At 74.9% G+C, this 23,127-nt stretch carries 21 protein-coding genes; 3 read left to right on the plus strand and 18 right to left on the minus strand.

Annotated features, from left to right (window positions below; all coding sequences use genetic code 11):
• Positions 1-63: 63 nt before the first annotated feature.
• The gene (locus ACIO5E_RS11380) at positions 64-1,272 is read right to left on the minus strand and encodes an MFS transporter (RefSeq protein ID WP_400666070.1); all 1,209 of its coding nucleotides are present in this window, start codon (positions 1,270-1,272) and stop codon (positions 64-66) included.
• Between the two features lie 138 nt (positions 1,273-1,410).
• On the opposite strand from ACIO5E_RS11380, the gene ACIO5E_RS11385 reads away from it, so the two are divergent.
• Positions 1,411-1,854 (plus strand): winged helix-turn-helix transcriptional regulator, encoded by a 444-nt coding sequence (locus tag ACIO5E_RS11385; RefSeq protein WP_400666072.1) that lies wholly within the window; start codon positions 1,411-1,413, stop codon positions 1,852-1,854.
• A 64-nt stretch (positions 1,855-1,918) separates the two neighbouring features.
• Here ACIO5E_RS11385 and ACIO5E_RS11390 read toward each other — a convergent pair whose 3' ends face one another.
• Positions 1,919-3,217, minus strand: coding sequence for a DUF6777 domain-containing protein (locus tag ACIO5E_RS11390; RefSeq protein ID WP_400666074.1), 1,299 nt, complete (start codon positions 3,215-3,217; stop codon positions 1,919-1,921).
• Positions 3,218-3,707: 490 nt separating this feature from the next.
• Here ACIO5E_RS11390 and ACIO5E_RS11395 point away from each other — a divergent pair, with 490 nt between their 5' ends.
• Positions 3,708-5,051 (plus strand): streptophobe family protein, encoded by a 1,344-nt coding sequence (locus ACIO5E_RS11395; RefSeq protein ID WP_400666075.1) that lies wholly within the window; start codon positions 3,708-3,710, stop codon positions 5,049-5,051.
• Between the two features lie 96 nt (positions 5,052-5,147).
• Here the strand turns inward: ACIO5E_RS11395 and ACIO5E_RS11400 are convergent, their stop codons facing one another.
• The 4 genes from ACIO5E_RS11400 to ACIO5E_RS11415 all read right to left on the minus strand — a co-directional run bounded on the left by ACIO5E_RS11400 (position 5,148) and on the right by ACIO5E_RS11415 (position 9,804).
• Positions 5,148-5,522 carry a DUF1304 domain-containing protein gene (locus ACIO5E_RS11400; RefSeq protein ID WP_400666077.1) on the minus strand — a complete coding sequence of 125 codons (375 nt, stop codon included), beginning with the start codon at positions 5,520-5,522 and terminating at the stop codon, positions 5,148-5,150.
• A 51-nt stretch (positions 5,523-5,573) separates the two neighbouring features.
• A complete protein-coding gene (locus ACIO5E_RS11405) occupies positions 5,574-6,560 on the minus strand; it encodes a serine/threonine-protein kinase (RefSeq protein WP_400666266.1) in 987 nt (328 codons plus the stop codon).
• Positions 6,561-6,727: 167 nt separating this feature from the next.
• Complete coding sequence (locus ACIO5E_RS11410) at positions 6,728-7,306, minus strand: hypothetical protein (RefSeq protein ID WP_400666079.1); 579 nt, start codon at positions 7,304-7,306, stop codon at positions 6,728-6,730.
• A 158-nt stretch (positions 7,307-7,464) separates the two neighbouring features.
• Positions 7,465-9,804, minus strand: a complete 2,340-nt coding sequence (locus ACIO5E_RS11415; protein ID WP_400666081.1) for an FHA domain-containing protein — start codon at positions 9,802-9,804, stop codon at positions 7,465-7,467.
• A gap of 159 nt (positions 9,805-9,963) precedes the next feature.
• Here ACIO5E_RS11415 and ACIO5E_RS11420 point away from each other — a divergent pair, with 159 nt between their 5' ends.
• Positions 9,964-11,313, plus strand: a complete 1,350-nt coding sequence (locus ACIO5E_RS11420) for an acyltransferase (RefSeq protein WP_400666082.1) — start codon at positions 9,964-9,966, stop codon at positions 11,311-11,313.
• Between the two features lie 7 nt (positions 11,314-11,320).
• Here ACIO5E_RS11420 and ACIO5E_RS11425 read toward each other — a convergent pair whose 3' ends face one another.
• From ACIO5E_RS11425 to ACIO5E_RS11480, 12 genes are all read right to left on the minus strand, one after another.
• Complete coding sequence (locus tag ACIO5E_RS11425; protein WP_400666083.1) at positions 11,321-12,109, minus strand: DUF3050 domain-containing protein; 789 nt, start codon at positions 12,107-12,109, stop codon at positions 11,321-11,323.
• 36 nt (positions 12,110-12,145) lie between these two features.
• Positions 12,146-13,114 (minus strand): alpha-ketoacid dehydrogenase subunit beta, encoded by a 969-nt coding sequence (locus ACIO5E_RS11430; protein ID WP_400666085.1) that lies wholly within the window; start codon positions 13,112-13,114, stop codon positions 12,146-12,148.
• Positions 13,111-14,052, minus strand: a complete 942-nt coding sequence (locus ACIO5E_RS11435) for a thiamine pyrophosphate-dependent dehydrogenase E1 component subunit alpha (protein WP_400666268.1) — start codon at positions 14,050-14,052, stop codon at positions 13,111-13,113. The genes ACIO5E_RS11430 and ACIO5E_RS11435 overlap by 4 nt, the downstream gene beginning before the upstream one ends.
• Positions 14,053-14,087: 35 nt before the next feature.
• On the minus strand, positions 14,088-15,002 hold the full coding sequence (locus tag ACIO5E_RS11440; RefSeq protein ID WP_400666086.1) for a phytanoyl-CoA dioxygenase family protein: 915 nt from the start codon (positions 15,000-15,002) through the stop codon (positions 14,088-14,090).
• Positions 15,003-15,032: 30 nt separating this feature from the next.
• Positions 15,033-16,019, minus strand: coding sequence for a 4-hydroxyphenylpyruvate dioxygenase (gene hppD, locus ACIO5E_RS11445; protein WP_400666088.1), 987 nt, complete (start codon positions 16,017-16,019; stop codon positions 15,033-15,035).
• A gap of 42 nt (positions 16,020-16,061) precedes the next feature.
• Positions 16,062-17,318, minus strand: coding sequence for a beta-ketoacyl-[acyl-carrier-protein] synthase family protein (locus ACIO5E_RS11450; RefSeq protein ID WP_400666090.1), 1,257 nt, complete (start codon positions 17,316-17,318; stop codon positions 16,062-16,064).
• 73 nt (positions 17,319-17,391) lie between these two features.
• A complete protein-coding gene (locus ACIO5E_RS11455) occupies positions 17,392-19,014 on the minus strand; it encodes a class I adenylate-forming enzyme family protein (RefSeq protein ID WP_400666092.1) in 1,623 nt (540 codons plus the stop codon).
• Positions 19,015-19,243: 229 nt separating this feature from the next.
• The gene (locus tag ACIO5E_RS11460) at positions 19,244-19,792 is read right to left on the minus strand and encodes a hypothetical protein (RefSeq protein ID WP_400666094.1); all 549 of its coding nucleotides are present in this window, start codon (positions 19,790-19,792) and stop codon (positions 19,244-19,246) included.
• Positions 19,793-19,853: 61 nt separating this feature from the next.
• A complete protein-coding gene (locus ACIO5E_RS11465; RefSeq protein ID WP_400666096.1) occupies positions 19,854-21,002 on the minus strand; it encodes a beta-ketoacyl synthase N-terminal-like domain-containing protein in 1,149 nt (382 codons plus the stop codon).
• Positions 20,999-21,253, minus strand: coding sequence for an acyl carrier protein (locus ACIO5E_RS11470; RefSeq protein ID WP_400666098.1), 255 nt, complete (start codon positions 21,251-21,253; stop codon positions 20,999-21,001). Before ACIO5E_RS11470 ends, ACIO5E_RS11465 begins: the two co-directional genes overlap by 4 nt.
• Positions 21,250-21,522, minus strand: coding sequence for a phosphopantetheine-binding protein (locus ACIO5E_RS11475; protein WP_400666100.1), 273 nt, complete (start codon positions 21,520-21,522; stop codon positions 21,250-21,252). The genes ACIO5E_RS11470 and ACIO5E_RS11475 overlap by 4 nt, the downstream gene beginning before the upstream one ends.
• 61 nt (positions 21,523-21,583) lie before the next feature.
• A complete protein-coding gene (locus ACIO5E_RS11480) occupies positions 21,584-23,020 on the minus strand; it encodes a class I adenylate-forming enzyme family protein (protein WP_400666102.1) in 1,437 nt (478 codons plus the stop codon).
• Positions 23,021-23,127 lie beyond the last annotated feature (107 nt).

The following is a 23,127-nucleotide window of genomic DNA, read 5'->3' on the forward strand; positions in this document are numbered from 1 at the left end:
GCCTCCGGTGCGGCCGAAGCGGTGGCCGCCCGCCCGGGGCGGACGTGCTGCTGCGCAGGATCGTCAACTCTGCTTCTGCGCCCGCCAGTAGACCAGCGCGGCCAGGCTGGTGGCCGCGCCGAGGAGGCAGACGGCCGGCCAGCCCCAGTGGTCGTAGACGACGGTGGAGCCGATCGCGCCCGCCGCGCAGCCGGCGGAGTAGAGGAGCATGTAACCGGCAGTCAGTCGGCTCTGCGCCTCGGGGCGGACCTGGTAGAGCAGGTGCTGGTTGACCACGTGCACGGACTGCAGGCCGTAGTCGATCACCACCATGGCGAGCACCAGCCACCACACCGAGTGCGGCAGCAGGGCCGCCGGGAGCCAGGCGGCGAGCATCGCCGACAGGCCGATGCCGGCGGTGCGTTCGGCGTGTCCGCGGTCGGCCTGGCGGCCCGCGTGGCCGGCGCCCAGGGCTCCGGCGGCGCCGGCGAGGCCGAAGAGGCCGATCTCGGTGTGGCTGAGGTCGAACGGCGGGGCGGCGAGCGGGAGCACCATCGGGGTGAGCAGGACGGTGATCGAGGTGAAGGTGAGCAGCGCGAGGACGGCCCGGACCCGGAGCACGGGCTCCGCGGCGAAGAGCGTGAACACCGAGCCGATCAGCCGCAGGTAGCCGATCCGCCGGGGCCGGCGCCGCCGTTCGGCCGGGAGGGCGGCGGCGACGGCGAGGGCCGTCGCGCCGGTGGCGACGGCGGACACGACGTAGACGGCGCGCCAGCCGGCCAGGTCCCCGACGGCGCCGGCGACGGTACGGGCGAGCAGGATGCCGACCACGATGCCGCTGGTCACGGTGCCGACCACCCGGCCCTGGTCGGCGGGGGCGGCGAGCGAGGCCGAGTACGCGACGACGACCTGGGCGACCACCGCGAGGACGCCGACGCCGGCCATCGCGGTGAACATCAGCGGTGCGGAGGGCGCCACGGCGACGGCGCCGAGGGCGAGGACGGAGAGCCCGAGCTGGGCGGTGATCAGGGTGCGGCGGTTGACGTGGTCGCCGAGCGGGACGAGCAGCAGCAGGCCGAGCGCGTAGCCGATCTGGGTGAGGGTGCCGACGAGGCCGATGGTGGCCGGGGCGATGTCGTAGTCCTCGGCGATGAGGTCGAGCAGGGGCTGCGAGTAGTAGACGTTGGCGACGGCGAGGCCGCAGGCGACGGAGAGCAGCCAGGCGACGGCGGGTGGCAGGCCGCGTGGGGGCGCGTCGGCGGCGGGGGAGGTCTCGCGGGTGGTGGAGGTCATGGACGGGACTCCCTCGGGCGGCGGCACGAACAGACTGGTTTCAAAGTGCTACCGCACAACCCTGGCATATTCTGGTTTCAATAAGCAACCACGAAACTCGCCGGTAGGCTGGACGCCGACCGGTGGAAGGTGGGAGAAGTGCCGAAGCGCACCACGCACGAGGAGTCGACCTGTCCGGTCGCCCGGCCGCTCGACGTCGTCGGCGACGGCTGGACGCTGCTGATCGTCCGCGACGCCTTCGACGGGCTGCGCCGCTTCGGGCAGTTCCAGAAGAACCTGGGCCTCGCCAAGAACATCCTCTCGGCCCGCCTCGCCAACCTGGTCGCGAACGGCGTGTTCGAGCTCGCTCCGGCCGCCGACGGCAGCCCGTACCAGGAGTACGTGCTGACCGAGAAGGGGCGCGCGCTGTTCCCGGTGATCACCGCGCTGCGGCAGTGGGGCGACCAGTGGTTCTTCACCGAGGACGAGCCGCGTGCCCGGCTGGTGGAACGAGGGACGGGCGCGCCGATCGCGCCGATGACGGTCTGCTCGACCGACGGCCGGGTGCTCCGGCCCGAGGACGCCGAGGTGCTGCTGCCCTAGGGTCCTGGTTGTGTCGCCGCCACCGGCCGGGTTGCGGACGGTGGCGGCGGGGGAGTCGGGCGGATCAGCTGGGAGTGGCGTTCTCCGTCGACGGCGTGATCTTGGGTGCGGTGGTCGTCGTCGTGCTGCCGGTGGTCTCCGCGGGGGCCCCGGTCGTCGGCGTCCCGTTGACCGTCGGAGGTTTGGTGGTCGGCTTCGGAGTGGGCGCCGTGTAGGTGGACGGCCCCGCGGGCGAGCCGGTGGACGCGGACGAGGGGCCGGCCGTCTTGGTCGTCCCGCCGGGGGTGCCCGAGGAGGTGGACGACGTCGCGGAGGCGGAGCCCGTCCCCGTCGAGGCGCCGGAGGACTTCGCCCCGGAGGACGTGGCTCCGGAGGAGGTGGCCCCCGACGACGTGGCCCCGGAGGAGGTCGCGCCGGAGGACTTCGCCCCGGAGGACGTGGCTCCGGAGGACGTGGCCCCGGACGAGGTCGCGCCGGAGGAGGTCGCCCCCGAGGACGTCGCCCCCGAGGTCGTCGCCGAGCCGGAGCCGGAGGTCGCCCCGGAGGACGAGGCCGACATCGAGGCCGTGGCCCCCGGCGTGGTCGGCGTCATCTTCCCCGGCGGCGGGACGCCGGGCGCCAGTGGGCCCTTGGGCGGATCGACGTGCCGGTCGACCACGTCGATCCGCCCGGTCAGCCGGGAGAACCAGCCGCCCGTCTCGATGTTCACCAGGACGATCTCGGTCACCGGCTGCGGCGTCGGCACCACGACGACCAGCGTCGTCGGCTGGAAACCGGACCACGCTTTCCCGGTGTACTTGGCGTCGCTCACCAGCACCGGCGCCTTCAGCGGGTTGCCGCAGGAGCAGCGCACCCGGGGCACGCCCTGGGAGTCCACCAGCACGGCGGTGCCGGCCTGCAGCACGGACTGGTACTCGGCGACGGCGCCGCTCTTGTAGTTGTGGTTGGTGACCCGGGTGTCCACCCGCAGGTACGCCGAGGTCAGCGAGCGCAGGTAGGACGGGATCGCGGACTGCTCGATGCCCGCGGCGGAGGCCCAGGCGCGGCCGGAGTCCCCGGTGGAGACCATCGTGATCAGGCGCTCGGTGTCGCAGCTGGGCTTGGACATCGTGCCGCCGTACAGTCCGGCGGAGCTGCCCTGCACGCTGTGGATCACCCCGGGGGAGGTCGCCGTGGATCCGCCGCCCTGCCCGGGCTGCGGCGCCTGTGGCGGGGCGGGGGCGCTCACGCCCTGGGTTTCCACCGACGGAGTGAACGGGGCGGGCCCCGGGTCGGCCGGGGTCTGCAGCGCGACCTCGTTGGCGGCCGGTATCGCCTCGTTGTGGCCGCCCTGGTTGTTCACGATCAGCACGGTGGCCACCACGGCCGCCGCCACCGTGCCCGCGGCCAGTGCGATTCCCCGCCTGGAGCGCCACCACGGCGTGTGCGACCCGCCACCACCGCCGGACGGCGGTCCGGAGGGGCCGGAAGACCCGGGTGGGGGGCCGGCCGGGCCTCCACCCGACGGGGGGCCGGTCAACGGGCCGGACGGGGGGCCCGACGGGGGGCCGTAGGGGGGCTCGCTCGGCGGGCCGGACGGGGGCGGTTGGGAACTCATCGAGGCTCCGTTTCGCAGGTGGCCGGCGGACGCGCCGGCCCGGGAAGCTCCTGCCACTGGCTTCCATTTCCCCCCGGCACCCCACCCGCCGCAACAGCAGGTGTGCGCATCGTCGCCGAGCGTGCCCGCCGGGTGTCGGCCACCCTGGAACGCGTAGCCCGACAGCACCGGGGAGCCCGACGCGCCGACGCCGCCCCAGCGGGTCGAGCCGAGGAGCCCGACGCGCCGAGGCGCCCGACAGCACCGAGGAGACGGTATGCAGCAGCCCACGACCCGGGCCGCCGGCCCGCCCGGCGCCCTGCGCGGCTGGCTGGACGCGCTCGCCGTGGTGCTGGCCGGGCTCGCCGCGATGGCGTCGGTGGCCGCGCTGGGCCTCTGGCTGGCCGGCGCCAACCGCCTCCCGGACGGCGGCTTCGCCTCCGTGCTGGCCGGGACGCTGGCGCTGGCCGTCGGCGGATCCGTCCAACTCGACGGAGGGGCCGGGCAGTTCGCCGCCGTGGATGCCGGGATCAGCGTCATGCCGCTCTCCGTCTCACTGGTCGGTGCGGTGGTGATGGCCGAGGTGTTCCTGCGTCAGCTGCGCTTTCGCGCGGTGGCCGGCGGCGGCGAACTGCTCGGCCGGATCGCCCGAACGGTGGTGCTCTGGCTGGTCGCCCTCGCGCTGCTCACCCTCGGCGCCCGGCACACCTTCGTCGTCCCGCTCGGCGGCGACCTCGCCCAGTCCATCGGCGGCGTGCTCGGGCTGACCCCGGAGGTCGGCTTCCACGCGGACGGCGCGAGCACGGTGGGCATCGGCCTGGCCTGGCTGCTCGTCGTCCTCGCGGGCACCTTCGCGGTGTCCCGGCGGGCGCCGTTGCCACGCGCCCTGGTGCCCTACCAACTGGCCGTCCGCCCGGCCGCGTTCGCGCTCTGGCTGGTCCTGCTCGGGTACCTGGTGATCGGGGTGGCGGCCGGCGTGCTGACCGCGATCGTGCACGGCAACGCCCGGCAGAGCATGGCCGTGGTGCTGCTCGCCCTGCCCGACCTGGTCTGGCTGGCCTTCGGCGTCGGCCTCGGCGCACAGTGGCACGGACGGCTCGCCGGCGCGCTCGGCCTGCCGGTGCCCAAGCCGCTCGCCGAGGTGCTGCGCGCCCCGGAGGGGCAGCAGGCCACCATCAGCCTGGGCACCCTCGCCGACCAGGACGCGCGCAGCTGGTGGCTGCTGCCGCTGGCCGCGGTGCTGCTGCTCGCGGCCGGATTCCTCGCCGCGTACCGCTCGCCGCGCACCGTCCGGCTCTGGCAGCACGCTGTCCGGTTCGCCCTGGCCACCGCGGTGACGGTGCTGCTGGTCGGTCTCTGGACCCGGGCGGACGCCGCCTACGGGCTGTCCGTGCTCGGCGTCGGCATCGGCCAGGGCGGCCTCGGCGACCTCCTCGGCTCCATCCTCGGCGGCTCCAACCCGCTGGCCGGCCTCGGCAGCGGCAGCCTCACCCTGCGCCCGGTGCTGTGGACGGCCGTGCCGCTGGCGGCGGGCTGGGGTCTGCTGGCCGGCGGGCTCGGCGCGCTGCTCGCCGCCCGCACCGGCCGCCGGGGCGACGTGACGGCCGCAGAGCGGGGCTGACATCATCGCCGGGTGATCGGATGGCTGCGCACGGCCTCCGCCCGGCAGTCGGGCTGACCGAGGTCCCCGCCTGAGCACCCTGGCCGCGCCGCGCGCTCAGAACGCCTGGGCGAGCAGGATCGCCGCCGCCGGCACCGCCTGGCCGAGGGCGCCGCGCCAGATCTTCGGCTCCGAGACGAAGAGGGTGATACCGCCGGCGACCATGAACGCGGCGATGTACGTGATCACGGCGCGGCCGGAGCCGGCGTGTCCGGTGTGCAGCAGGACCAGGCCGGCGACCAGGCCGAGGGCCAGGAACAGGTTGTAGAAGCCGACGTTGAAGCGCCACAGCCGGACCTCCGGGGCGTCCGCCGTGCTGCCGGTGAGCAGGAAGCGCACCCGCGGGTGCCCGTACAGGAAGCTCTCCAGCGGCCAGACGATGAGGTGGATCGCGGCGGCGAGCATCGCGAAGACCTGGCTCACGGCGTTCATGGCGGGCGGCTCCCTCGGGGTCGGCGGAGGACGGCTGACGGTGGCTGGTGCTCACCGCGGTGGCGGATGGACGACCGGGGCGGCCCAGGCGGGCGGCTCGGGCACGGCGGCCGGCGGGGCGAGCCCGGGGACGACCGCCCGGACGACCTGGGTGGGCGGCCCGTCCCCGCTCCACGGCCCGGGCGCGGCGCTCCGCCCGGGTGCGAGGACGGTGGCCGCGCGCAGCTCGGCGATGAACTGCAGGCAGCTGGCGTACCGGTCCTGCGGCGCCTTGGCGAGCGCCCGGGCGACCACGGCCTCGACGGCGGCGGGTAGGTCGGGGCGGTGCGCGCGCAGCACGGGCGGCGGGTCGTTGAGGTGGGCCCAGAGCAGGGCGAGGTCGCTCTCCCGGCGGAACGGCGGGGCGCCCGCGAGCATCTCGAAGACCACGCAGCCGAGGCCGTACTGGTCGCAGCGCCCGTCCAGCGGGCGGCCGGAGATCTGCTCGGGTGCGGCGTAGTCGAGGGTGCCGACGATCTGGCCGACGCCGGTGAGCCCGCTGAGCGACAGGGACTTCTTGGTGAGCCCGAAGTCCGCCAGGTACAGGTGCTCGGGGTGCTCGCTGTCCGTCCCGGCGGCGACCAGCACGTTGCCGGGCTTGACGTCCCGGTGGACCAGGTCGTGGTCGTGTGCGGCGTCGAGCGCGGAGGCGATCTGCAGGGCCAGCCGGACGGCCCGCCCGATCGGGAACGGTCCGTCCTGGGTGAGCAGCGCGCGCAGGTCGCCGCCCTCGACGTAGCGCATCGCGATGAACAGGATGCCGTCGTGCTCGCCGGCCTCGAACACCGGGATGATGTGCGGGTGGTCGATCGCGGCGGCGGCCTCGGACTCGTGCATGAAGCGCTGCCGGAACACCTCGTTGCGGGCCAGCTCGGGGGCGAGCAGCTTGACCGCGACGGTCCGGCCGAGTCGCAGGTCCTTGGCCCGGTACACCACGGCCATGCCGCCACGCCCGATCTCGCGCTCCAGCCGGTAGCCCGCGATCCGGCTCCCGACCATGCCGGCGGGCAGACCGGGCGCGGACGTCGGCTCGGGTACGGACGGGTGCTCGGGCGCGGACGGCGGCGAGGGTCCGGACGGCGGCCCGGGCGCCTGCTCGACCGGCCGGACGGCCGGGTGGTCGGAGGGCCGGACGGTCGGCCGGTCGGGGGGTTGCGCGGAGGGGATCACGGCTCGCTCGTCCGGGTGGGGGGGTACGGGCCGACCGCGGGCGCCTGCGGGGAGCCCGGCACGGGCGTCGGGGCGGGCGTCGGCGTCGGCGTCGGCCGTTGGGCGGCCGCGTACGTCTGGAGCTGCAGTCCGTCGCAGTAGGACCAGCGGTCGTGCGCCGGGTCGAACACCCAGAGCGCCGCGCCGTCGACGACCAGGCCGAGCCGCAGACCGCGGGTCCACTCCTGGAAGCCCTCCAGGTCGAGGCCGCCCGTCGCCAGGTCCTCCAGCAGGGCGCGGTAGCGGGCCAGCCCGGCCTCGGCCTCGGCGAGCGCCGGGCGCGGGTCGGCGGTCCGGGCGGGTGGGCCGCCGGCGGCGGGCGGGGTGTTCGGGAGCGTGATCAGCAGGCGGCCGTCCACCCAGGCGGTCCAGCCGTTGGAGCAGAGGACCTGGGCCCAGTCGCCCTGCCGGGTGACCAGCCGCACCGGGAGCAGGGCGTCCAGCCGGGCGGCGGGCCGGGCCGGGTCCGGGGCCGCCCAGGTGGCCATCCCGGCCGGCGGGGCGACGTGGGTGGGGCGGAACGCGAACTCGTCCATGGGCGGCTACATTTCCTCCGCCGCGCGAGCCGCGGCTGCGCGCGGCACTCGCACCACAGGTCGGTTTCCACTCTACCGGCGGCGGCCGGGCCCGGCCTGGGGTGGCGCGACCGGGTCCGGCGCCGCCCGACCGAGCACCCGCGCCGCACGGCGGCGTCCTACCGCCGCATGATCGCGGGCTCGTGCCGCCGCAGCAGGGCCAGCACCAGCAGCCCGTACGCCACCGCGAGCGCGGGCAGTACCGCGATGGCCCGCAGCCAGCCGGCGCGCTCGTGGCGGAACATCGGGTCGGCGGTGATCGCGGTCGGGAAGATGCCGTGCAGCTCGACCGTGCGGGCCATCGCCGACATGCCCCAGCGGGACGGGATCAGCCAGGCGAACTGCTCCAGCCCGGGCACGCCGTGCAGCTTGAGCATCAGGCCGCTGAAGACGATCTGCACCACCGAGAGGAGCACCAGCAGCGGCATGGTGGCCTCCTCCTTGTCCACCAGTGCCGAGACCACCAGGCCGAGCATCATCGCCGAGAACGCCAGCAGTGCGACCGCGATGATCAGCTCGGGCAGCTGCGGCATCACCACCCCGGTCGGCACCGCCCAGGAGAGGTTCACCCCGGCCAGGCCGACCACGGTCAGTACCGCGGCCTGACCGACCGTGACCGTGCCGAGCACCACCACCTTGGAGGCCAGGTACGCCGATCTGGACAGCCCGACCACGCGTTCGCGCCGGTAGATCGCCCGTTCCTTGACCACCTCGCGGACCGAGTTGGCGGCGCCGGTCAGCAGGCCGCCGATGCAGAGCGTGAGCAGGCAGTTGACGGCGTTGTCCGGGGTGAGCCGGGAGCCGGCCATCACCCGGCACATCAGGCCGATCACGAAGGGCAGCACCACCATGATGGTGAGGAACAGCCGGTCGGCGGCGAGCACCGCGGTGTACCGCCGTACCAGGGTGCCCAGCTGGGAGAACCAGCCCTGCGGCTTCTCCCAGCCGATCGGCGGTGACGGGTGTCCGGCGGCCGGCACCGGGGGGACGGCTTCGGCGGCGACGTAGCGCCCGTACTGCGGGGAGGCACGGAAGCGGCGCTGCCAGGCCTCGTGGTCCTCGTTCTCGAAGGCCTCGAAGGCCTCCGGCCACTCCTCGAAGCCGAAGAACTCCAGCGCCTCGCCCGGCGGGCCGTAGTAGGCCGTCCGGCCGCCGGGGGCGAGCACCAGCAGGCGGTCGCACACGTTGAGGCTCAGCACGCTGTGCGTCACCACGACCACCGTCCGGCCGTCGTCGGCGAGCCCGCGCAGCATGTGCATCACCGAGCGCTCCATACCCGGGTCCAGGCCGGAGGTCGGCTCGTCGAGGAACAGCAGCGAGGGCTTGGTGAGCAGCTCCAACGCGACGCTGACCCGCTTGCGCTGGCCGCCGGAGAGGCTGCCGATCACCTGGTCGGCCCGGCTGGCGAGGCCCAACTCGTGGATCACCTCGGTGACCCTGGCCTCCCGCTCGTCCTTCGCGGTGTCGCCGGGGAAGCGCAGTTCGGCGGCGTAGGCGAGGGCACGGCGGACGGTGAGCTGGGTGTGCAGGATGTCGTCCTGCGGTACCAGGCCGATCCGGCGGCGCAGTTCGGCGTAGTCGCGGTAGAGGTCGCGCCCGTCGTACAGCACCGTGCCCTCGTCGGCGGGGCGCAGCCCGGTGAGCGCGTTGAGCAGGGTGGACTTGCCGGCGCCGCTCGGGCCGGCCACCGCGAGCAGCGCCTTCTCGGCGAGCGGGAAGCTCACGTCGTCCAGCAGCACCCGGTGCTCGGAGCCGACCCGGACCACCAGGTGCTGCACGTCCAGGGAGATCTCGCCGGTGTCGGTGTACTCGACGAGGTGGCCGTCGGAGAGACAGAGCGCGGAGTGGCCGATGCCGACGATGTCGGCCGGGCCGATCGGCGCCTGCTGGACCGGGCGGCCGTTCAGGTAGGTGCCGTTGTGGCTGTCCAGGTCGACGATCTCGTGGCCGCCGTCGGGCAGGTTCCGCAGTTCGGCGTGGTGGCGGGAGACCACCAGGTTGTCCAGGATCAGGTCGTTGTCGTGCGAGCGGCCGATCCGCACCGTGCCGCCGGGCAGCTGGAGCACCGAGCTGGGGCTGCGGAACGTCCCGGAGAGCTCCGGGGCGAGCAGCGAGGGCCGTTCGCCGGGGTCGGGGCGGGGCAGGCCGGCGAAGGTCGCGGACGGGCCGTCCGCCGGGTCGCCGAAGCGCAGCCGGGTGCCGGGGCCGACGTCCCGGCGGTCGATCCGGCGGCCCTGGTCGTAGGTGCCGTTGGTGCTGCCGACGTCCTCCAGCAGCCAGTGGCCGTCGGTGGCCCGCAGCACGGCGTGGTGCCAGGAGACCCGGGGATCGTCCAGCACGATCTCGCTGGTCGGGTCGCGGCCGAGGTGGTAGGCCAGGGCCGGGTCGATCAGCTGCGACTCGGTGTCGGTGACCAGGACGAGGGGTGGCGCGCTGGGCGCGCCCGGGCGCTCTCCCATGGTGCGCATTCTATCGCCGCGGCGGGTCGGGGGCCTTTCCGGACAGCTGTTCCGGACGGCCTGTCCGGACACCGGGATTGGACTGGACCACTGTCCCGGCGCGGCACTATCGTTCGGCGTGCCCGCTCGCCACCCGCCGACCACCCGGGGACGGAACGCATGAGTATCTGGCCGCAGTTGCGCCGTTCCCGGACCGTCAGAGCCGGCCGCGCCCCCGGCACGGTGCTGCGCTGCGGCCTGATGGACACCATGCTGGCCGACCTCGCCGTCTCGGTCGTGCTCTACTTCGACCGGCCGCTGGACGACGACCGGCTCGCCGCCGGCCTGGCCCGCGCCCTGGACCGGGTGCCGGTGTTCGCCGGGCGGCTGCGCACCGACGGGGACGCCCTCGAAGCGGTCTGCGACGACTCCGGCGTCCCGCTGGACCTCTACACCGTGGACGGCACGCTCGCCGAGGCGATGGGCCGGGTGACGGCCGCCGGCTCCGAGCTGGTCGACCCGGTGGACGCCCTGGCCGCGCGCGTCGGCGGCGCCCCGCTGCTCACCGTCCGGGTGACCCGCACCGCCGACGGTGGGACGGTGCTGGGCTGCTCCTGGCACCACGCGATCGGTGATCTGCACAGCTTCATGCTGCTGCTGCGGATCTGGTCGGCGGCGGTCGAGGGCGAGGAGCTTCCCGAGGCCGAACTGGTCGAGGATCAGGACGCGTTGCTGGACCGGGTGCTCCCGGCCGAGGACTGCGGGCGGCCCGGCTTCCGGGTGCCCGCGGCGGCGGAGGCGCAGCTGCTGGCCCGTGAGGTGGCGGCCGGGCCGCGCGCCAACCGAACCGTCCAGATCTACTTCGGGGACGCCGAAGTCGACCGGATGCGCGCGGAGTTCAGTGCGGCGGCCGGGCGAAGACTCTCGTCCGGGGACGTGCTCTGCGCCCATGTCCTCGGCGCGATCAGGGAGTTGGACGACGACGAGGCCGAGCGCTGGCTGACCGTCCCGGTCAACGCCCGGCGCTGGCTGGGGCTCTCGCCCGCGCTGGTGGGCAACCTGCTGGGCGACGTCCACCTGCCGTACCGGCCCAAGGACGGCCCGGCGGCGCTCGCGGGCGCACTGCGGGCGGCGGTCGAGGAGTTCCCGACCGCCCACCTCAACCTGCGTTCCAACCTGGGCTTCCTGGCCTCGCTCGGCCGTGCCCGGCTGCGCGACTGCGTGCCGCTGGGCTTCGACCCGCAGGCGCGCCGGTTCAGCTTCTCCAACTGGAGCCGGTTCGGGGCCTATCGGGTGAGCTTCCAGGGGCACCGCCCGGTGTTCTTCAGTCCGGCCGCCAACTATCCGCTTCCGTGGGTGAGTTGGACGGTCGAGGGGTTCGGCGGCGAGGGCTACCTGAGCACCGTGGTGCTGCCGGCCCGGCTCGCCGCCCGGGTGCGGGGTGCGGAGGGCCGGGCCGCGCTGCACCGCTTCCGGCACGAGGCCGACGCGCTGCCCGCGTCGGCCTCGGCCGTTCCCAAGGTGATCTGAGGAGTCCCTAGACGAAGTCCGCCTCGATCGCGGTCCACAGCTGCACCCGGGCGCGCAGCGCGGTGCGGACGGTCTCGGCGCACTCGTCCCACTTGGTCTGGTCGTCGCCGCACAGGTCGATCAGCATCTGCATCGCCATCGGGGTGTGCTGCTCGCCGTCCACCTCGATGTGCCGGGCCAGGTAGTCCTTGAACACGGTGAGCACGCCGTCCGGGTCGTCGATGCCGACCACCTGGGCGAACATGTCCGGGATCAGGTCCTCGCGGCCGAAGGCGAAGGCGGCGGCCCGGCAGTGCACCGGCGCGGTCTCGATGATCGACCAGGTGGTGCCGGTGAAGTCGACGGCGGCCTGCGGCACCGGGGCGGCCTTCAGCGCCTCCGGCACGGCGGTGCCGCTGCCCAGCAGCTCCAGGAACTCCTCGACCGGGCGCGGGTCGGCGCCGGCCTGCCGCATGCCCTCGACGTACAGCTCGAAGTGGCTGGTGTAGCCCTCGCCGAGCTCGTCGCTCTCCTCGACCAGCACGATCTCGTTGATCAGCCGGCGGCTGGCGGTCGGCCCGCTCGGGACCCACGGGACCTCGACGCTGGTGAGGTCGCGCTGCAGGCTCTTCAGCAGCGACATGAAGTCCCAGACCGCGAAGACGTGGCTGTCCAGGAAGGTGCGGACGCGCTCGATGCTGGTCAGTCCGCCGTACACGCCGTGGCCGACCACCTCGCGGCGCAGCGGGTCGATGGCCTGCTGGAGGCTGGTCAGGCCGGGGTGCGAACGGTCCCAGTGGTAGCGGTTGGTGGACAAGACGGCTCCTTCTGGTCAGGGGGCTTCGGGCGTGCTTCAGGGGTGCTTCAGGACGGCGTGCAGGGCGTGGCGCAACTGCTCGCGGCCGGGCTGCAGGGCCCGGTCGAGGGCGGGGGCGAAGGGCAGGACGGCGCCGTCGGGGCGGGTGACCCGGCGGGGCGGGGCGATCAGGCGCAGCTCCTCGGCGGCGGTGGCCAGCACCTCGGAGGAGAAGCCGCAGCTGCGGTTGGAGTCGTCGAACACGACCAGTCGGCCGGTGCGTTCCAGCGAGGCGGCGAGCGCGGCCCAGTCCAGCGGGTACAGCGTGCGCGGGTCGAGGACCTCGACCGAGACGTCCTCGGCGACCTCCTCGGCCACGGCGAGCGCGTCGTGCACCAGGTGTCCGACGGCGACCACGGTGACGTCGCTGCCGGGGCGGTGGATCCGGGCCCGGCCGAGCGGGATCGGGGAGAGGTCCCAGGTGACGGTCTCGCGCACCGGGAGGGCGGCGGCGGGTGCGAACACCACGACCGGGTCCGGGTCGCGGATCGCCGAGCGCAGCAGCCCGTAGGCGTCGGTCGGGGTGGCGGGCACCACGGTCTTCACCCCGGCGTGGGCGAACAGGCTGTACGGGTGGTCGGAGTGCTGCCCGGCCCAGCCGTCCCGGGAGCCCGAGCCGGGCACCAGACAGGTCAGCGGGACGCTCGCCTGCCCGCCGGTCATCAGGGAGAACTTGTGGGCCTGGTTGACGAGTTGCTCGAAGACCAGGAACAGCAGCGAGGGGATCTGGAACTCCAGCACCGGCCGCCGGCCGGCGAGCGCGGCGCCGATCGCCATCGCGGTGAAGGCCTGCTCGGACAGCGGGGTGTCGACGATCCGCTCGGGACCGAAGCGGTCCAGCAGGCCGAGTGTCGGGCCGGCCATCCCGGCGCCGATGTCCTCGCCGAAGACGCAGACCGCCGGGTCGTCGGCGAGTTCGTCGGCGATCGCCCGGTTGAGGGCCTTGGTGTACGAGAGCCTGGTCATGCCACCGCCCCCGCCCGGGGCCGCAGCCCGTCGGCGTACAGGTGGTCCAACGCGCCTGCCGGGTCCGGGTGTTCGGAGGCGAGGGCGAACTCCTCGGCGGCGCCGAGCTGCCGGGCCACCGCGGCGTCGAGCCCGGCGACGGCCGGCGGGTCCAGCAGGGCGGCGGCCCGGGGGAGCGGGTCGCGGGCGCGCCAGGCGTCGACCTCCTCGGGGGTGCGGTAGCGCAGTTTCATCCGGCGTTCCATGGTGTGGTGGCCCTCGTAGCGGTAGGTGCGGCACTCCAGGAAGCCGGGGCCGTCGCCGGAGCGGGCCCGGTCGACCGCGCGCCGTGCGGCGGCGCGGACGGCCTCGGTGTCCATGCCGTCCACCTCCTCGGCGGGGATGCCGAAGGCGGCCGCCCGCCCGGTCGCGCTGCCCGCGACCGCGGTGGCGGCGGGCAGGGTGGTGGCGTAGCCGTTGTTCTCGCAGACGAACACCACCGGGAGCCGCCACATCGCGGCGAGGTTGAACGACTCCAGCAGGACGCCCTGGTTGAGCGCGCCGTCGCCGAAGAAGGCCACCGCGACCCGTCCGTCCCCGGCCTGCCGGGCCGCCCAGGCGGCGCCGACCGCGATCGGGGCGCCGGCGCCGACGATGCCGTTGGCGCCGAGGATACCCAGCGAGAGGTCGGCGGCGTGCATCGAGCCGCCCCGGCCGCCGTTCAACCCGTCGACGCGGCCCGCCAGTTCGGCGAGCAGCCGGTGCGGTGCGGCGCCGCGGGCGAGTACGTGGCCGTGGCCGCGGTGGGTGCTGGTGAGCCGGTCGGCGGGGCCGAGTGCCGAGCAGACGCCGACCGCGACGGCTTCCTGCCCGATGTACGGGTGGATGCCGCCGGGGATCGCGCCGGCCTTGACCAGGCCGAGCGCCAGCTCCTCGAAGCCGCGGATCAGCCGCAGCATCCGGTAGCGCTCGGCCGGGGTGTCCAGTGGAGCCGTCACAGCGCGCCTTGCCAGATCGTCGGGCAGAACCGCGGGTCGGCGTAGTCGGGCCGGCCGTCGGCGGTGCGGCGCACCAGCACGTCGTGGTTGTAGACCACCGGGCCGCCGTCCGCCCTGGTGTGGTGGCGGTACTCGTTGGCGCCGTCCTGCAGGTGCAGCGAGACGGCCCGGCGCGGGAAGGAGGCCAGGTTGGGGCCGCTGCCGTGGTAGGTCCGGCAGTGGTGGAAGGACATGTGGCCGCGCGGGATGAGCATCGGGACGGTGTGCACCTGCTGCCCGTTGTGGGCGGCGTTGGCGGCCAGGATGCCGTCCAGCTCGCTGCGGTCGCGCTCGGCGAAGTGCCGGGTGGAGTCCTCGCCGGAGTCCAGCTCCCGCCAGCGGTGGCTGCCGTCGACCATGGTGATGGTGCCGTTCTCCTCGCGGCAGTCGTGGAACGGGATGAACGCGGTGAGCATCTCCTCCGAGGTGGAGGTCTGCCAGTAGTGCTTGTCGAAGTGCCAGGGCACCTGGTTGCTCGGCTCCCCGGGCACCGGCGGCTTGTAGATCAGGGTGGCCTGGAAGATCCGGATCTCCTCGGCGCCGGCGAGCAGTGCGGCCACCGCGCCGACCAGCGGCTTGCGCAGGATCGCGCCGATGGCGTCGCTCTCGTAGTGCACGTAGTCGTTGTGCCGCTGGATCGGGCCCTGCGAGGGCTCCCAGGCGGCCAGCCGCGGCGGCCGGACGGGCAGTTCGCGGTCGCGGTGGCCGGAGTAGTAGAGCTCGGTGGCGGCCTGGAGGGTGTCCAGCTCCTCGTCGCTGAACAGCTTCCGGGACAGGTACCAGCCGTGCTCGCGGTAGTGGGCCACCTCCTCGGGCGTGGGCAGCAGGGCGCGTTCGGCCTCGCTGAGGCGGAACTCGGCGACGGTGGTCATGGGCGGTGCCCCTTCTTCGGGTGCGGGCGGTCAGACGGTGGCGGCGGAGCTCTGCCGCTCGACGGCCTCGTACAGGGCCTTGATGTTCGCGGTGCCGAAGGTGCCCGCGCCCTGGCGCTCGATCAGCTCCAGGAAGTAGGTCCGCCGGGGGTGGGTGGAGCGGACGAAGATCTGGAACAGCTGGCCGCCGTGGTCCTGGTCGACCAGCACGTGCAGGTCGCGCAGGGTCCCCACCGGGATGGCGGTCTCGCCGAACCGCTCGGCCAGGGCGTCGAAGTAGGCGCCCGGGGTGCTCAGGAACTCCACGCCGCGGTCGCGGGCGGTCCGGACGGCGGTGGCGATGTCGCGGGTGCGGAAGGCGAGGTGCTGCACCCCGGCGCCGTCGTGGGCGGCCAGGAACTCGTCGATCTGGCCGGGGCGCCGGGTGGTGTCCGGCTCGATCAGGGTGAAGGTGACCTCGCCGGAGGCGCTCTGCACCACGCTGGAGTCCATGGCCTGCCGGCCGACCTCGATGTACTCGCCGAAGATCCGGTGGAAGCCGAGCGCGGCCTCGCAGAACCTTACGGCGTCGGCGAGTTGGCCCGCCGGGACGCAGATCGCGACGTGGTCCAGGGCGTCCAGCAGGCCCGGTTCGTCGACGGGCTCGGCCGTGCGCAGCGGGACGAACCGCAGGGCGGTGTCGCCGAAGCCGGCGATCAGCCCGCCGGCCCGGTCCAGCACGCGGGCGCCGTGGCGCTCGGCGCGCTCCAGCGAGGCCTGCGGGTCGGTGCAGGCCAGGGCGAGCACGGCGACGCCGTCCCCGTGTCGGGCGACGTAGCCGGCCACCGGGTGGTCGAGGTCGGCGGAGGAGGCCAGGTGCATCCGGATCGTGCCCTGGCGCAGTCGGATGGTGCGGGTGCCGTCCGGCTCGGTCGCCGGGACGTCGGCGGTGAAGCCGAAGTCGGCGCAGAGCCCGGCCGCCGTCTTGTCGGCGTCCGCGCAGTGGAATTCGACGTGGGTGATGAACTGGATGGACAACGGGATCTCCCCCGGAGGGATGGAAGGACGAGGATCGGCGCGCTACTTGGCGGCCCGGGTGGACGCCGGGCCGAGGATCAGGCTGAGGTTGTGGCCGCCGAAGGCGAAGGCGTTGCTCAGCGCGGCGCGCACCGGGGTGGACCGGGCCCCGCCCCGGATGTGGTCCAGGTCGCAGGCCGGGTCGGGGGCGGTCAGGTTGAGGGTCGGCGGCAGTGTCCCCCTCGCCACCGCCAGGGCGGTCACCACCGCCTCCAACGCGCCTGCGGCGCCCAGGAGATGGCCGGTGGCGCCCTTGGTGGAGCTGACCGCGGGCGGGTGCGCGCCGAAGACGGCGTGCAGGGCGGCGGTCTCGGCCACGTCGCCGAGCTTGGTGCCGGTGCCGTGGGCGTTCACGTAGCCGATGTCGCCCGGCGCCAGGCCCGCGTTGGCGAGTGCGGCGCGCATCGCGTCGGCGGCGCCCGCGCCGTCCGGGCGGGGCATGGTCGGGTGGTGGGCGTCGGTGGAGGCGCCCCAGCCGATGACGTCGGCGTATCCGGCGGCGCCACGGGCATCGGCGTGTTCGGCGCGCTCCAGGACGAGGACGGCGCTGCCCTCGCCGAGCACGAAGCCGTTGCGGCGGGCGTCGAAGGGCCGGCTGGCCTGCGTCGGGTCCTCCCAACCCTGGGCGAGCGCCCGGGCGTTGGTGAAGGCGGCGGCGATGGTGGGGTGCAGCGAGGACTCGGTGCCGCCGCACACCACCACGTCCGCGTCGCCGGCGCGGATCAGCCGCAGCCCCTCGGCGACCGCCTGGGCGCCGGCCGCGCAGGCCGTCACCACGGCCGAGCTGTAGCCGCGGATCCCGTGCTTGATGGCGATCCGGGCGGTGGCCATGTTGGAGAGCATCCCCGGCAGCAGGTACGGGCTGACGCCGGGGCGGCCGCGCTCCAGTCGGCGGTGTGACTGCTGCTCGAAGGTCTCCAGCCCGCCGCCGCCGGTGGCCAGCACCACGGCGGTGCGGTGCGGGTCGACGTCCTGGCCGACGACCAGGCCGGCGTCGGCGAGCGCGTCGTCGGCGGCGGCGAGGGCGAGCAGGACGAAGCGGTCCACGCAGCGGGTCTCGGTGGGCGGCAGTACCTCCCGGCCGTCCACGGCGGGGGCGATCCCGGCGGCGGGCAGCCAGCCGTGCGCGACGTGGCCCTCGGGGACGGCGGACAGCCCGGAGCGCCCGGCGGTCAGCGCGTCGAACACCTCGGCGGGCTTGCGGCCGAGCGGTGAGACCAGGCCGAGGCCGGTGACGACGCCCCCCGCGCGGCGGCTCATGCGGCCACCCCGCTTCGCCCGGCGGTCGGTTGGGGCACCGCGCGGCTGGCGGGGGCGAGCTCGCCGTGCCCCGTCATCGGGCACCGGCCGCGGCGTCGAGGTAGCGCTGGCGCAGCAGCACCTTGCGGACCTTGCCGGTGGGGCCGAGCGGGATGTCGTCGCCGGAGACGGCCAGCACCTGGCGCACGGTCGCGGCGGCGGCCTCGTCCAGGGCGGCGATGACGTCCTCGGTCCGGTCGGCGGCCGGGTCGGCGTCGGCGGCGAGGATCAGCAGCACGTCGGTGACCACGCGCTCGCCGTCCCGGACCGCGACCACGGTGCAGTCCGCCACGTCCGGGCGGGCGGCCAGTACCCGCTCCTCCGACATGGCGGTGAACAGCCGCTTGCCGTCGCCGAGTTCGACCGAGTCGACGGCCCGGTCGACGTGGTAGTAGTAGCCCTCCTCGTCCCGGTACATCAGGTCGCCGGTGAGGAAGCGGCCGCGGATCCTGGTGCGGAAGGTGGTCGCCGAGTCGTTCCAGTAGCCGAGCGCCAGGGTCGGTGAGGAGGTGGCGAGTTCGCCGACCTCGCCGGGCCCGAGCGGCTCGCCGTCCGGGCCGACCACCTCGCAGTCGACGAAGGCGTGCGGGCGGCCGACGCAGCGCCCGTAGCGCTCGGTGCCGGGGCCGTGGGTGATGAAGAAGTGCGAGTGGCCCATCTCGGTGGAGCCCAGGCCGTCCACGAACAGCGAACCCGGCGTGCGGACCCGGCCCTCGCGGGTGACGGACTCCCGGCTGCCGGTGGCGATCAGGCGGCGGATGTGCACCTCGTGCGCGCAGTCGCCGGTGTTCCACCACAGTGCGACGGTGTCCAGCTCCCGGGCGGCGAGGTCGTGGTGGGCGAGTTCGGCCCAGGTGGCGGCGAAGCCGATCACGCCGGTGGGCCGCCACCGCTCGATCGCGTCCAGCACTCCGGCGCCGGACTGCCGTGACAGCACGGCGAGTTCGGTGTGCGAGCTGAGCGCGAGGTTGAGCGCGATCAGGGTCGCGGCGTGCGGCGCGGGCAGGGCGCTGAGCATCCGGTCCTGGCCCTGCGGGCGGGGCAGCCGCAGCCGGTGGCGGATCGCCGCGTACAGGCCGGCGTGCGAGTGGACGACGGCCTTCGGCATCCCGGTGGTGCCGGAGGAGTGGGTGATCGCCACCGGGTCGCCGGACCAGTGCCGGTACGGCTCCGGGGCGGCCGCCGGGTCGCCGGAGCCGAGCGTGCCGATCTCGGGCAGCAGCGGCGCGCCGATCTCGCGCCCGGCCAGCGCGGCCAGGCGGGCCGGGTCGGCGAGGACGCCGACGGCGCCGAGGCGGGCGATGTAGCGGGCGGCGCGCTCGCCGTCCACGTTGGGGTTGAGCAGCGCGGGGATGGCACCGAGCCGGGTCAGGGCGAGGAAGGAGAGCACGTGGTCGGCGGCGTCGCCCGCGTAGACCACCACCGGGTCGCGCCGGGTGATGCCGAGGGCGTGCAGGGCGGCGGCGCGGGCCCGGACGGCGCGGTCGAGCTCGCGCAGGGTGAGGGGCTGCCAGGCGGGGTGGCCGTCCACCGGGGTGTCGAAGGTCAGCAGCGGCTCGTCCAGGCCGAGGCCGAGTGCGAGCCGGGCGGTCAGGACGTTGCCGGCGCCCACGTCGGGGTCGTCCGCGAGCAGGGAGCGGACACTGCGGATGGTCACGGGGGTGGATCCCTCCATCGGGGCCGGGGGCGGCCCGGGCGGCTGATCGGTTGGCGTGGGTCGGGCGGCCGCGCGGGCGGCGAAGGGCGTCGACGGGTGCGACGCAGGTGCCGATGGGAGTCGTCGACGGGGTCGTTGGGTCCGACGGGGGCCGATGCTGGTCTGCCGGGTGCGGCTGCTTCAGGCGTCGGGCCTCACCAGTGGGGACGGCCGGTGGCGGGCGGCCGGTTCAGCCGGTGACCAGGACGGCCACCGCGTGGCCGCCGTCCTCGCCCTGTTCGGCGGCGATGACCAGCACCCGGTCGGCGTCGCCGTCCGCGAGGAGCAGCGCCGCGAGGTCGAATGCGTCCTGCGGTACCCGTCCGGGGGCGGTCCGCGCGGGGCTGATCGCCACGACGGGGCCGGTCAGGCCCCAGCGGGCGGCGATGTGCCCGAGGACGGCGTTGGGGTTGGACTGGAAGAACAGCAGCGGTGCCGGCCGCCGGCCGGGTTCGGCGCTCCGGTCGATGGCCCGCGCGGTGGCGCGGTCGCCGTCGGAGCTGGCCAGCAGCAGTGCGGTCCGTCCGGGGGCGGGCGGGGCGCCGTGGTGGGCGCGCAGGCAGCGGTCGGCGGTGTCGGCGACCAGCGGGTTGAAGCCGGAGGCGGCGAAGCCGGGCAGCGGTGGCGGCGGGCCCGCCAGGCCGGGGTCGGGTCGGCGGGCCTCGGCGAGGACCCGCAGGCCGGCGGCGGCGACGGCGTCGGTGGGTGTGGCGTCGGTGGGTGCGGTGTCGGTGGTCATGGTGTGGGTGCCGGGGTACGGGGTCGGTGCCGTCGGACGGCGGGCGGGGTCCGGTGGCCGGTCATGCGGGGGCCACCAGCAGGGCGGTGTTGGCACCGCCGAAGGCGGAGTTGAGGCTGAGTGCGTAGCGGGGGCGGGCGGCACGGGGGCCGTCCAGGACGAGGTCCAGGCCGACGTCCGGGTCCGGGCCGAGCCAGCCGGCGTTGACGGGGAGCAGTCCGGTGTCCAACGCGCCGATGGTGACGGCGAGTTCGAGCAGGGCGGAGGCCTCCAGGGCGTGTCCGTGCACGGACTTGCTGGAACTGACCGGGAGTTCGGCGAGGTGCCGGCCGAACACCCGGCACAGCGCGCTCGCCTCGGCCTGGTCGGCGAGGGTGGAGCCGGTGCCGTTGGCGTTGACGTAGCCGACCTCGGCCGGGGCGACGTCCGCGCGGGCGAGCGCCGCCTCGACGGCCCGGGCGACCCCGGCGCCGCCCGGTTCGGGGCGGCAGACGTGGTGGGCGTCCCCGGCCCGGCCCCAGCCGGCCAGCCGGGCGAGCACGGCGGCGCCGCGCCGTTCGGCGGCCGGGGCGGCCTCGACCAGTACGGCGGCGGCCGCGTCGCCGAGCAGGGTGCCGGTCCGGCCGGCGCTGAACGGGCGCAGCTCGCCGTCCCGGGCCAGCGCGCGCCCGGCGTCGAAGACGGCGAACACGCCCGGCTCGACCAGGTGCCCGGCCGCGACCAGGACCCGTTCGTGCCGCCCGGCGGCGACCAGCGTCGCGGCGTCCGCGACGGCGGTCGCGGCCGCCACGCAGGCGCCGGTGTACACGCGGGTGACCCCGGCGGCGCCCCAGGTGGCGCGCACCCCGGCGGCCACCGCCTCGGTGGTGCTCCGGGTCCGCTCGTCGCTGTGCAGAGCGAGCAGGACGGGCGTGGCCGCGCCGTCGGCGGCGGTCAGCCCGGCCTGGCGGCAGGCCTGGCCGACGGCGTCGAGCACCGCGCGGGCCAGCGGGAAGGTGTGGGCGAGCGGCACGTCGTCGGGGAGCAGAGCGGCCCGGGTGGTGCGGCGGGCGTCCACGTCGAAGCGGGTGACCGGGCCGAACGCGGCCTTGCCGTGGGCGGTGGCCTCGGTCAACGGGCCGAGCCCGCGCCCGGCGGCGCTGAGCACACCGAGCCCGGTCACCACCGGCCGGTCGCGCGGCCGGTGCGCGGATGACGTGCCGCCGGTCACGGCCGTGCACCCGCTCGTTCGGCCAGGACGGCCGCACGCAGCAGCTCGGTCGCGTCGTCGACCGTCCGGACGGCGCCGAAGCGGTCGTCGTCGAGGTCCACCTGGATGTCGTAACGCTGCTCGAACTCGGCGATGAGCCAGGTGAGTTCGAGCGAGCCGAGGTCCTCGGGCACGGTGTCGGCGGCGCGCTGCCCGAACGCCGCCAGCATCGCGCGGACCTCGGCCCGGTCGGGGAGGGCGGCGCCGGTCACGCCGCGCTGCCGGCGGGGGCGACGGCGGCGATCCGCTTGACGACGTCGGTGGTGAACTCGTCGAGCGTCATCAGCGCGGTGGTCTCCATCTCGTCCAGGTCGAACTTGATCCCGAACTCGTCCTCGACCTGCACCGACAGCTCGGCCAGCGCGAGCGATTCGAGGTCCAGTCCGGCCGGGCCGAGGTCGGTGTCCCCGGTGACCTCGGAGACGTCGTACTGCATCTCGGTCAGCGAGGCGAGGACGAACTCGCGGATGCGGTCCTGCATGGTGGTGGCTCCTTGTCGGGCGTGAACGTCGGGGCGCGAACGTCGGGGTGTGTGCGGTGGATCAGCGCGCGGCGGCCGTGGTGGTGGTGCGCAGGGCGGCCGGGTCGCGCAGGAGTTTTCCGGTGGCGGTACGGGGCAGGCGGGGCAGCAGGGCGAGCCGTCGCGGCCGCTTGTAGGCGGCGAGCCGGCGGGCCAGCCCGTCCTGGACGCGGGCCAGGTCGGCGTCGGGTTCGGTGGCCAGGTAGGCCTCGATCGCGCCGTCCGCGAAGACCACCACGGCCTCGCGGACCTCGGGCAGCGCGGTGAGCGCCTGTTCGACCTCGGTGAGGTCGACCTTGAGGCCGCCGATCGAGACCTGGGAGTCCAGCCGGCCGAGGACGCTGACCCGGCCGGTGGCCTGGTCGAGTTCGGCCGCGTCGCGGGTGTGCAGCCAGCCGTCCGACCAGCGGGTCGGGTCGTCCAGCCCGGGGTACGGCGAGGCCGCCGCGCCGATCTGCAGCTCACCCGCGACCAGCCGCAGCCGCATCCCGTGGACGGGCTGCTTGGCCGGGTGGAGCGCGCCGGACAGATCGGTGGCGATGACCCCGGTCTCGGTCATCCCGTACATGGTGCCGAGCGGGACGCCGTAGCGGTCGGTGAACAGCGCGGGCAGGCCCGGGCGGACCAGCTCGCCCGCCACGATCATCCGCCGCAGCTGCGGCAGCGCCGGGGGAGCGACGGCGCCGGCCAGCAGCTCGGCGTGGAAGGGCACCCCGATGACGGTGGTCGGCCGGTCGCCGGCGGCGACCGCGGCGAGGATGCCCGCCGCCGTCATCCGCTCGGGCACGGTGAGCGCGACGCGGGCGTGCAGACTGTTGAGCAGTCCGCCGACCAGGCCGAGCACGTGCACGACCGAGGACAGCAGGACGACCCGCTCGCCCTCGCCGGGGAACTCCACCAGCCTGCGGTAGCAGTCGAGTTCGCGCAGCAGGTCGGCGGCCGTACGGGCGATGACCTTGGCCGGTCCGGTGGATCCGGAACTGAGCTGGATCAGCGCGTGCCCGGTGCGGGCCGGGAGCCCGTCCGGCAGTCGGACGGCCACCGGCTCCACCTCGGAGAAGCCGCGCAGAGCCGCCGCGGGCCGGTGAGCGGAGCCTACCAGCACCTGCGGGGCCAGCCGCGCCACCGCCGAGTCGACCTCGTGGTCGGTCAACCGGTGGTCGAGCAGAGCCACTTGGGCGCCGAGCCGCCAGCACGCCAGCAGCACCGCGACGAACGCCACCGAGGGTGGTAGCCGCAGTGCCGCGGTGCCGCCGGGGCCGAGCCCGGCCGCGGCGAGGTGCGCGGCCTGCTCGTCGACCAGGGCGCGCAGGGCGTCCCGATCGATCGGTACGCCGAGATGCAGGCACTCCTCGCCTCCGGGGCCGGCCAGCAGCGACCGGTCGACCCAGGCATCCGGGGCGTCGGCGTGCGGCGGTGAGGAAGGCGGAAGTGAAGAGGGGGAAAAGCCGGTCAACACCGCTCCGCAGAAGTGAGGGGATTTGACATGAACGCCGTTCACAACCAAAACGGTCAATTCCGTTGCCAGACCATTGCACAGACGTTTGGTCAAATCAAGGTCTATAC

It is taken from the genome of Kitasatospora sp. NPDC087314 (assembly GCF_044744365.1).
Taxonomy (GTDB): Bacteria; Actinomycetota; Actinomycetes; order Streptomycetales; family Streptomycetaceae; genus Kitasatospora.

Bases quoted from the DNA above. Each gene is read 5' to 3' on its own strand.
- ACIO5E_RS11475 (WP_400666100.1), bottom strand. From the start codon at position 21,522: ATGCAGGACCGCATCCGCGAGTTCGTCCTCGCCTCGCTGACCGAGATG.
- ACIO5E_RS11410 (WP_400666079.1), bottom strand. From the start codon at position 7,306: ATGGACGAGTTCGCGTTCCGCCCCACCCACGTCGCCCCGCCGGCCGGG.
- ACIO5E_RS11395 (WP_400666075.1), top strand. From the start codon at position 3,708: ATGCAGCAGCCCACGACCCGGGCCGCCGGCCCGCCCGGCGCCCTGCGC.
- ACIO5E_RS11405 (WP_400666266.1), bottom strand. From the start codon at position 6,560: ATGGTCGGGAGCCGGATCGCGGGCTACCGGCTGGAGCGCGAGATCGGG.
- ACIO5E_RS11430 (WP_400666085.1), bottom strand. From the start codon at position 13,114: ATGACCAGGCTCTCGTACACCAAGGCCCTCAACCGGGCGATCGCCGAC.
- ACIO5E_RS11460 (WP_400666094.1), bottom strand. From the start codon at position 19,792: ATGACCACCGACACCGCACCCACCGACGCCACACCCACCGACGCCGTC.
- ACIO5E_RS11380 (WP_400666070.1), bottom strand. From the start codon at position 1,272: ATGACCTCCACCACCCGCGAGACCTCCCCCGCCGCCGACGCGCCCCCA.
- ACIO5E_RS11435 (WP_400666268.1), bottom strand. From the start codon at position 14,052: ATGCTGCGGCTGATCCGCGGCTTCGAGGAGCTGGCGCTCGGCCTGGTC.
- ACIO5E_RS11420 (WP_400666082.1), top strand. From the start codon at position 9,964: ATGAGTATCTGGCCGCAGTTGCGCCGTTCCCGGACCGTCAGAGCCGGC.
- ACIO5E_RS11400 (WP_400666077.1), bottom strand. From the start codon at position 5,522: ATGAACGCCGTGAGCCAGGTCTTCGCGATGCTCGCCGCCGCGATCCAC.
- ACIO5E_RS11450 (WP_400666090.1), bottom strand. From the start codon at position 17,318: ATGAGCCGCCGCGCGGGGGGCGTCGTCACCGGCCTCGGCCTGGTCTCA.
- ACIO5E_RS11415 (WP_400666081.1), bottom strand. From the start codon at position 9,804: ATGGGAGAGCGCCCGGGCGCGCCCAGCGCGCCACCCCTCGTCCTGGTC.
- ACIO5E_RS11440 (WP_400666086.1), bottom strand. From the start codon at position 15,002: ATGACCACCGTCGCCGAGTTCCGCCTCAGCGAGGCCGAACGCGCCCTG.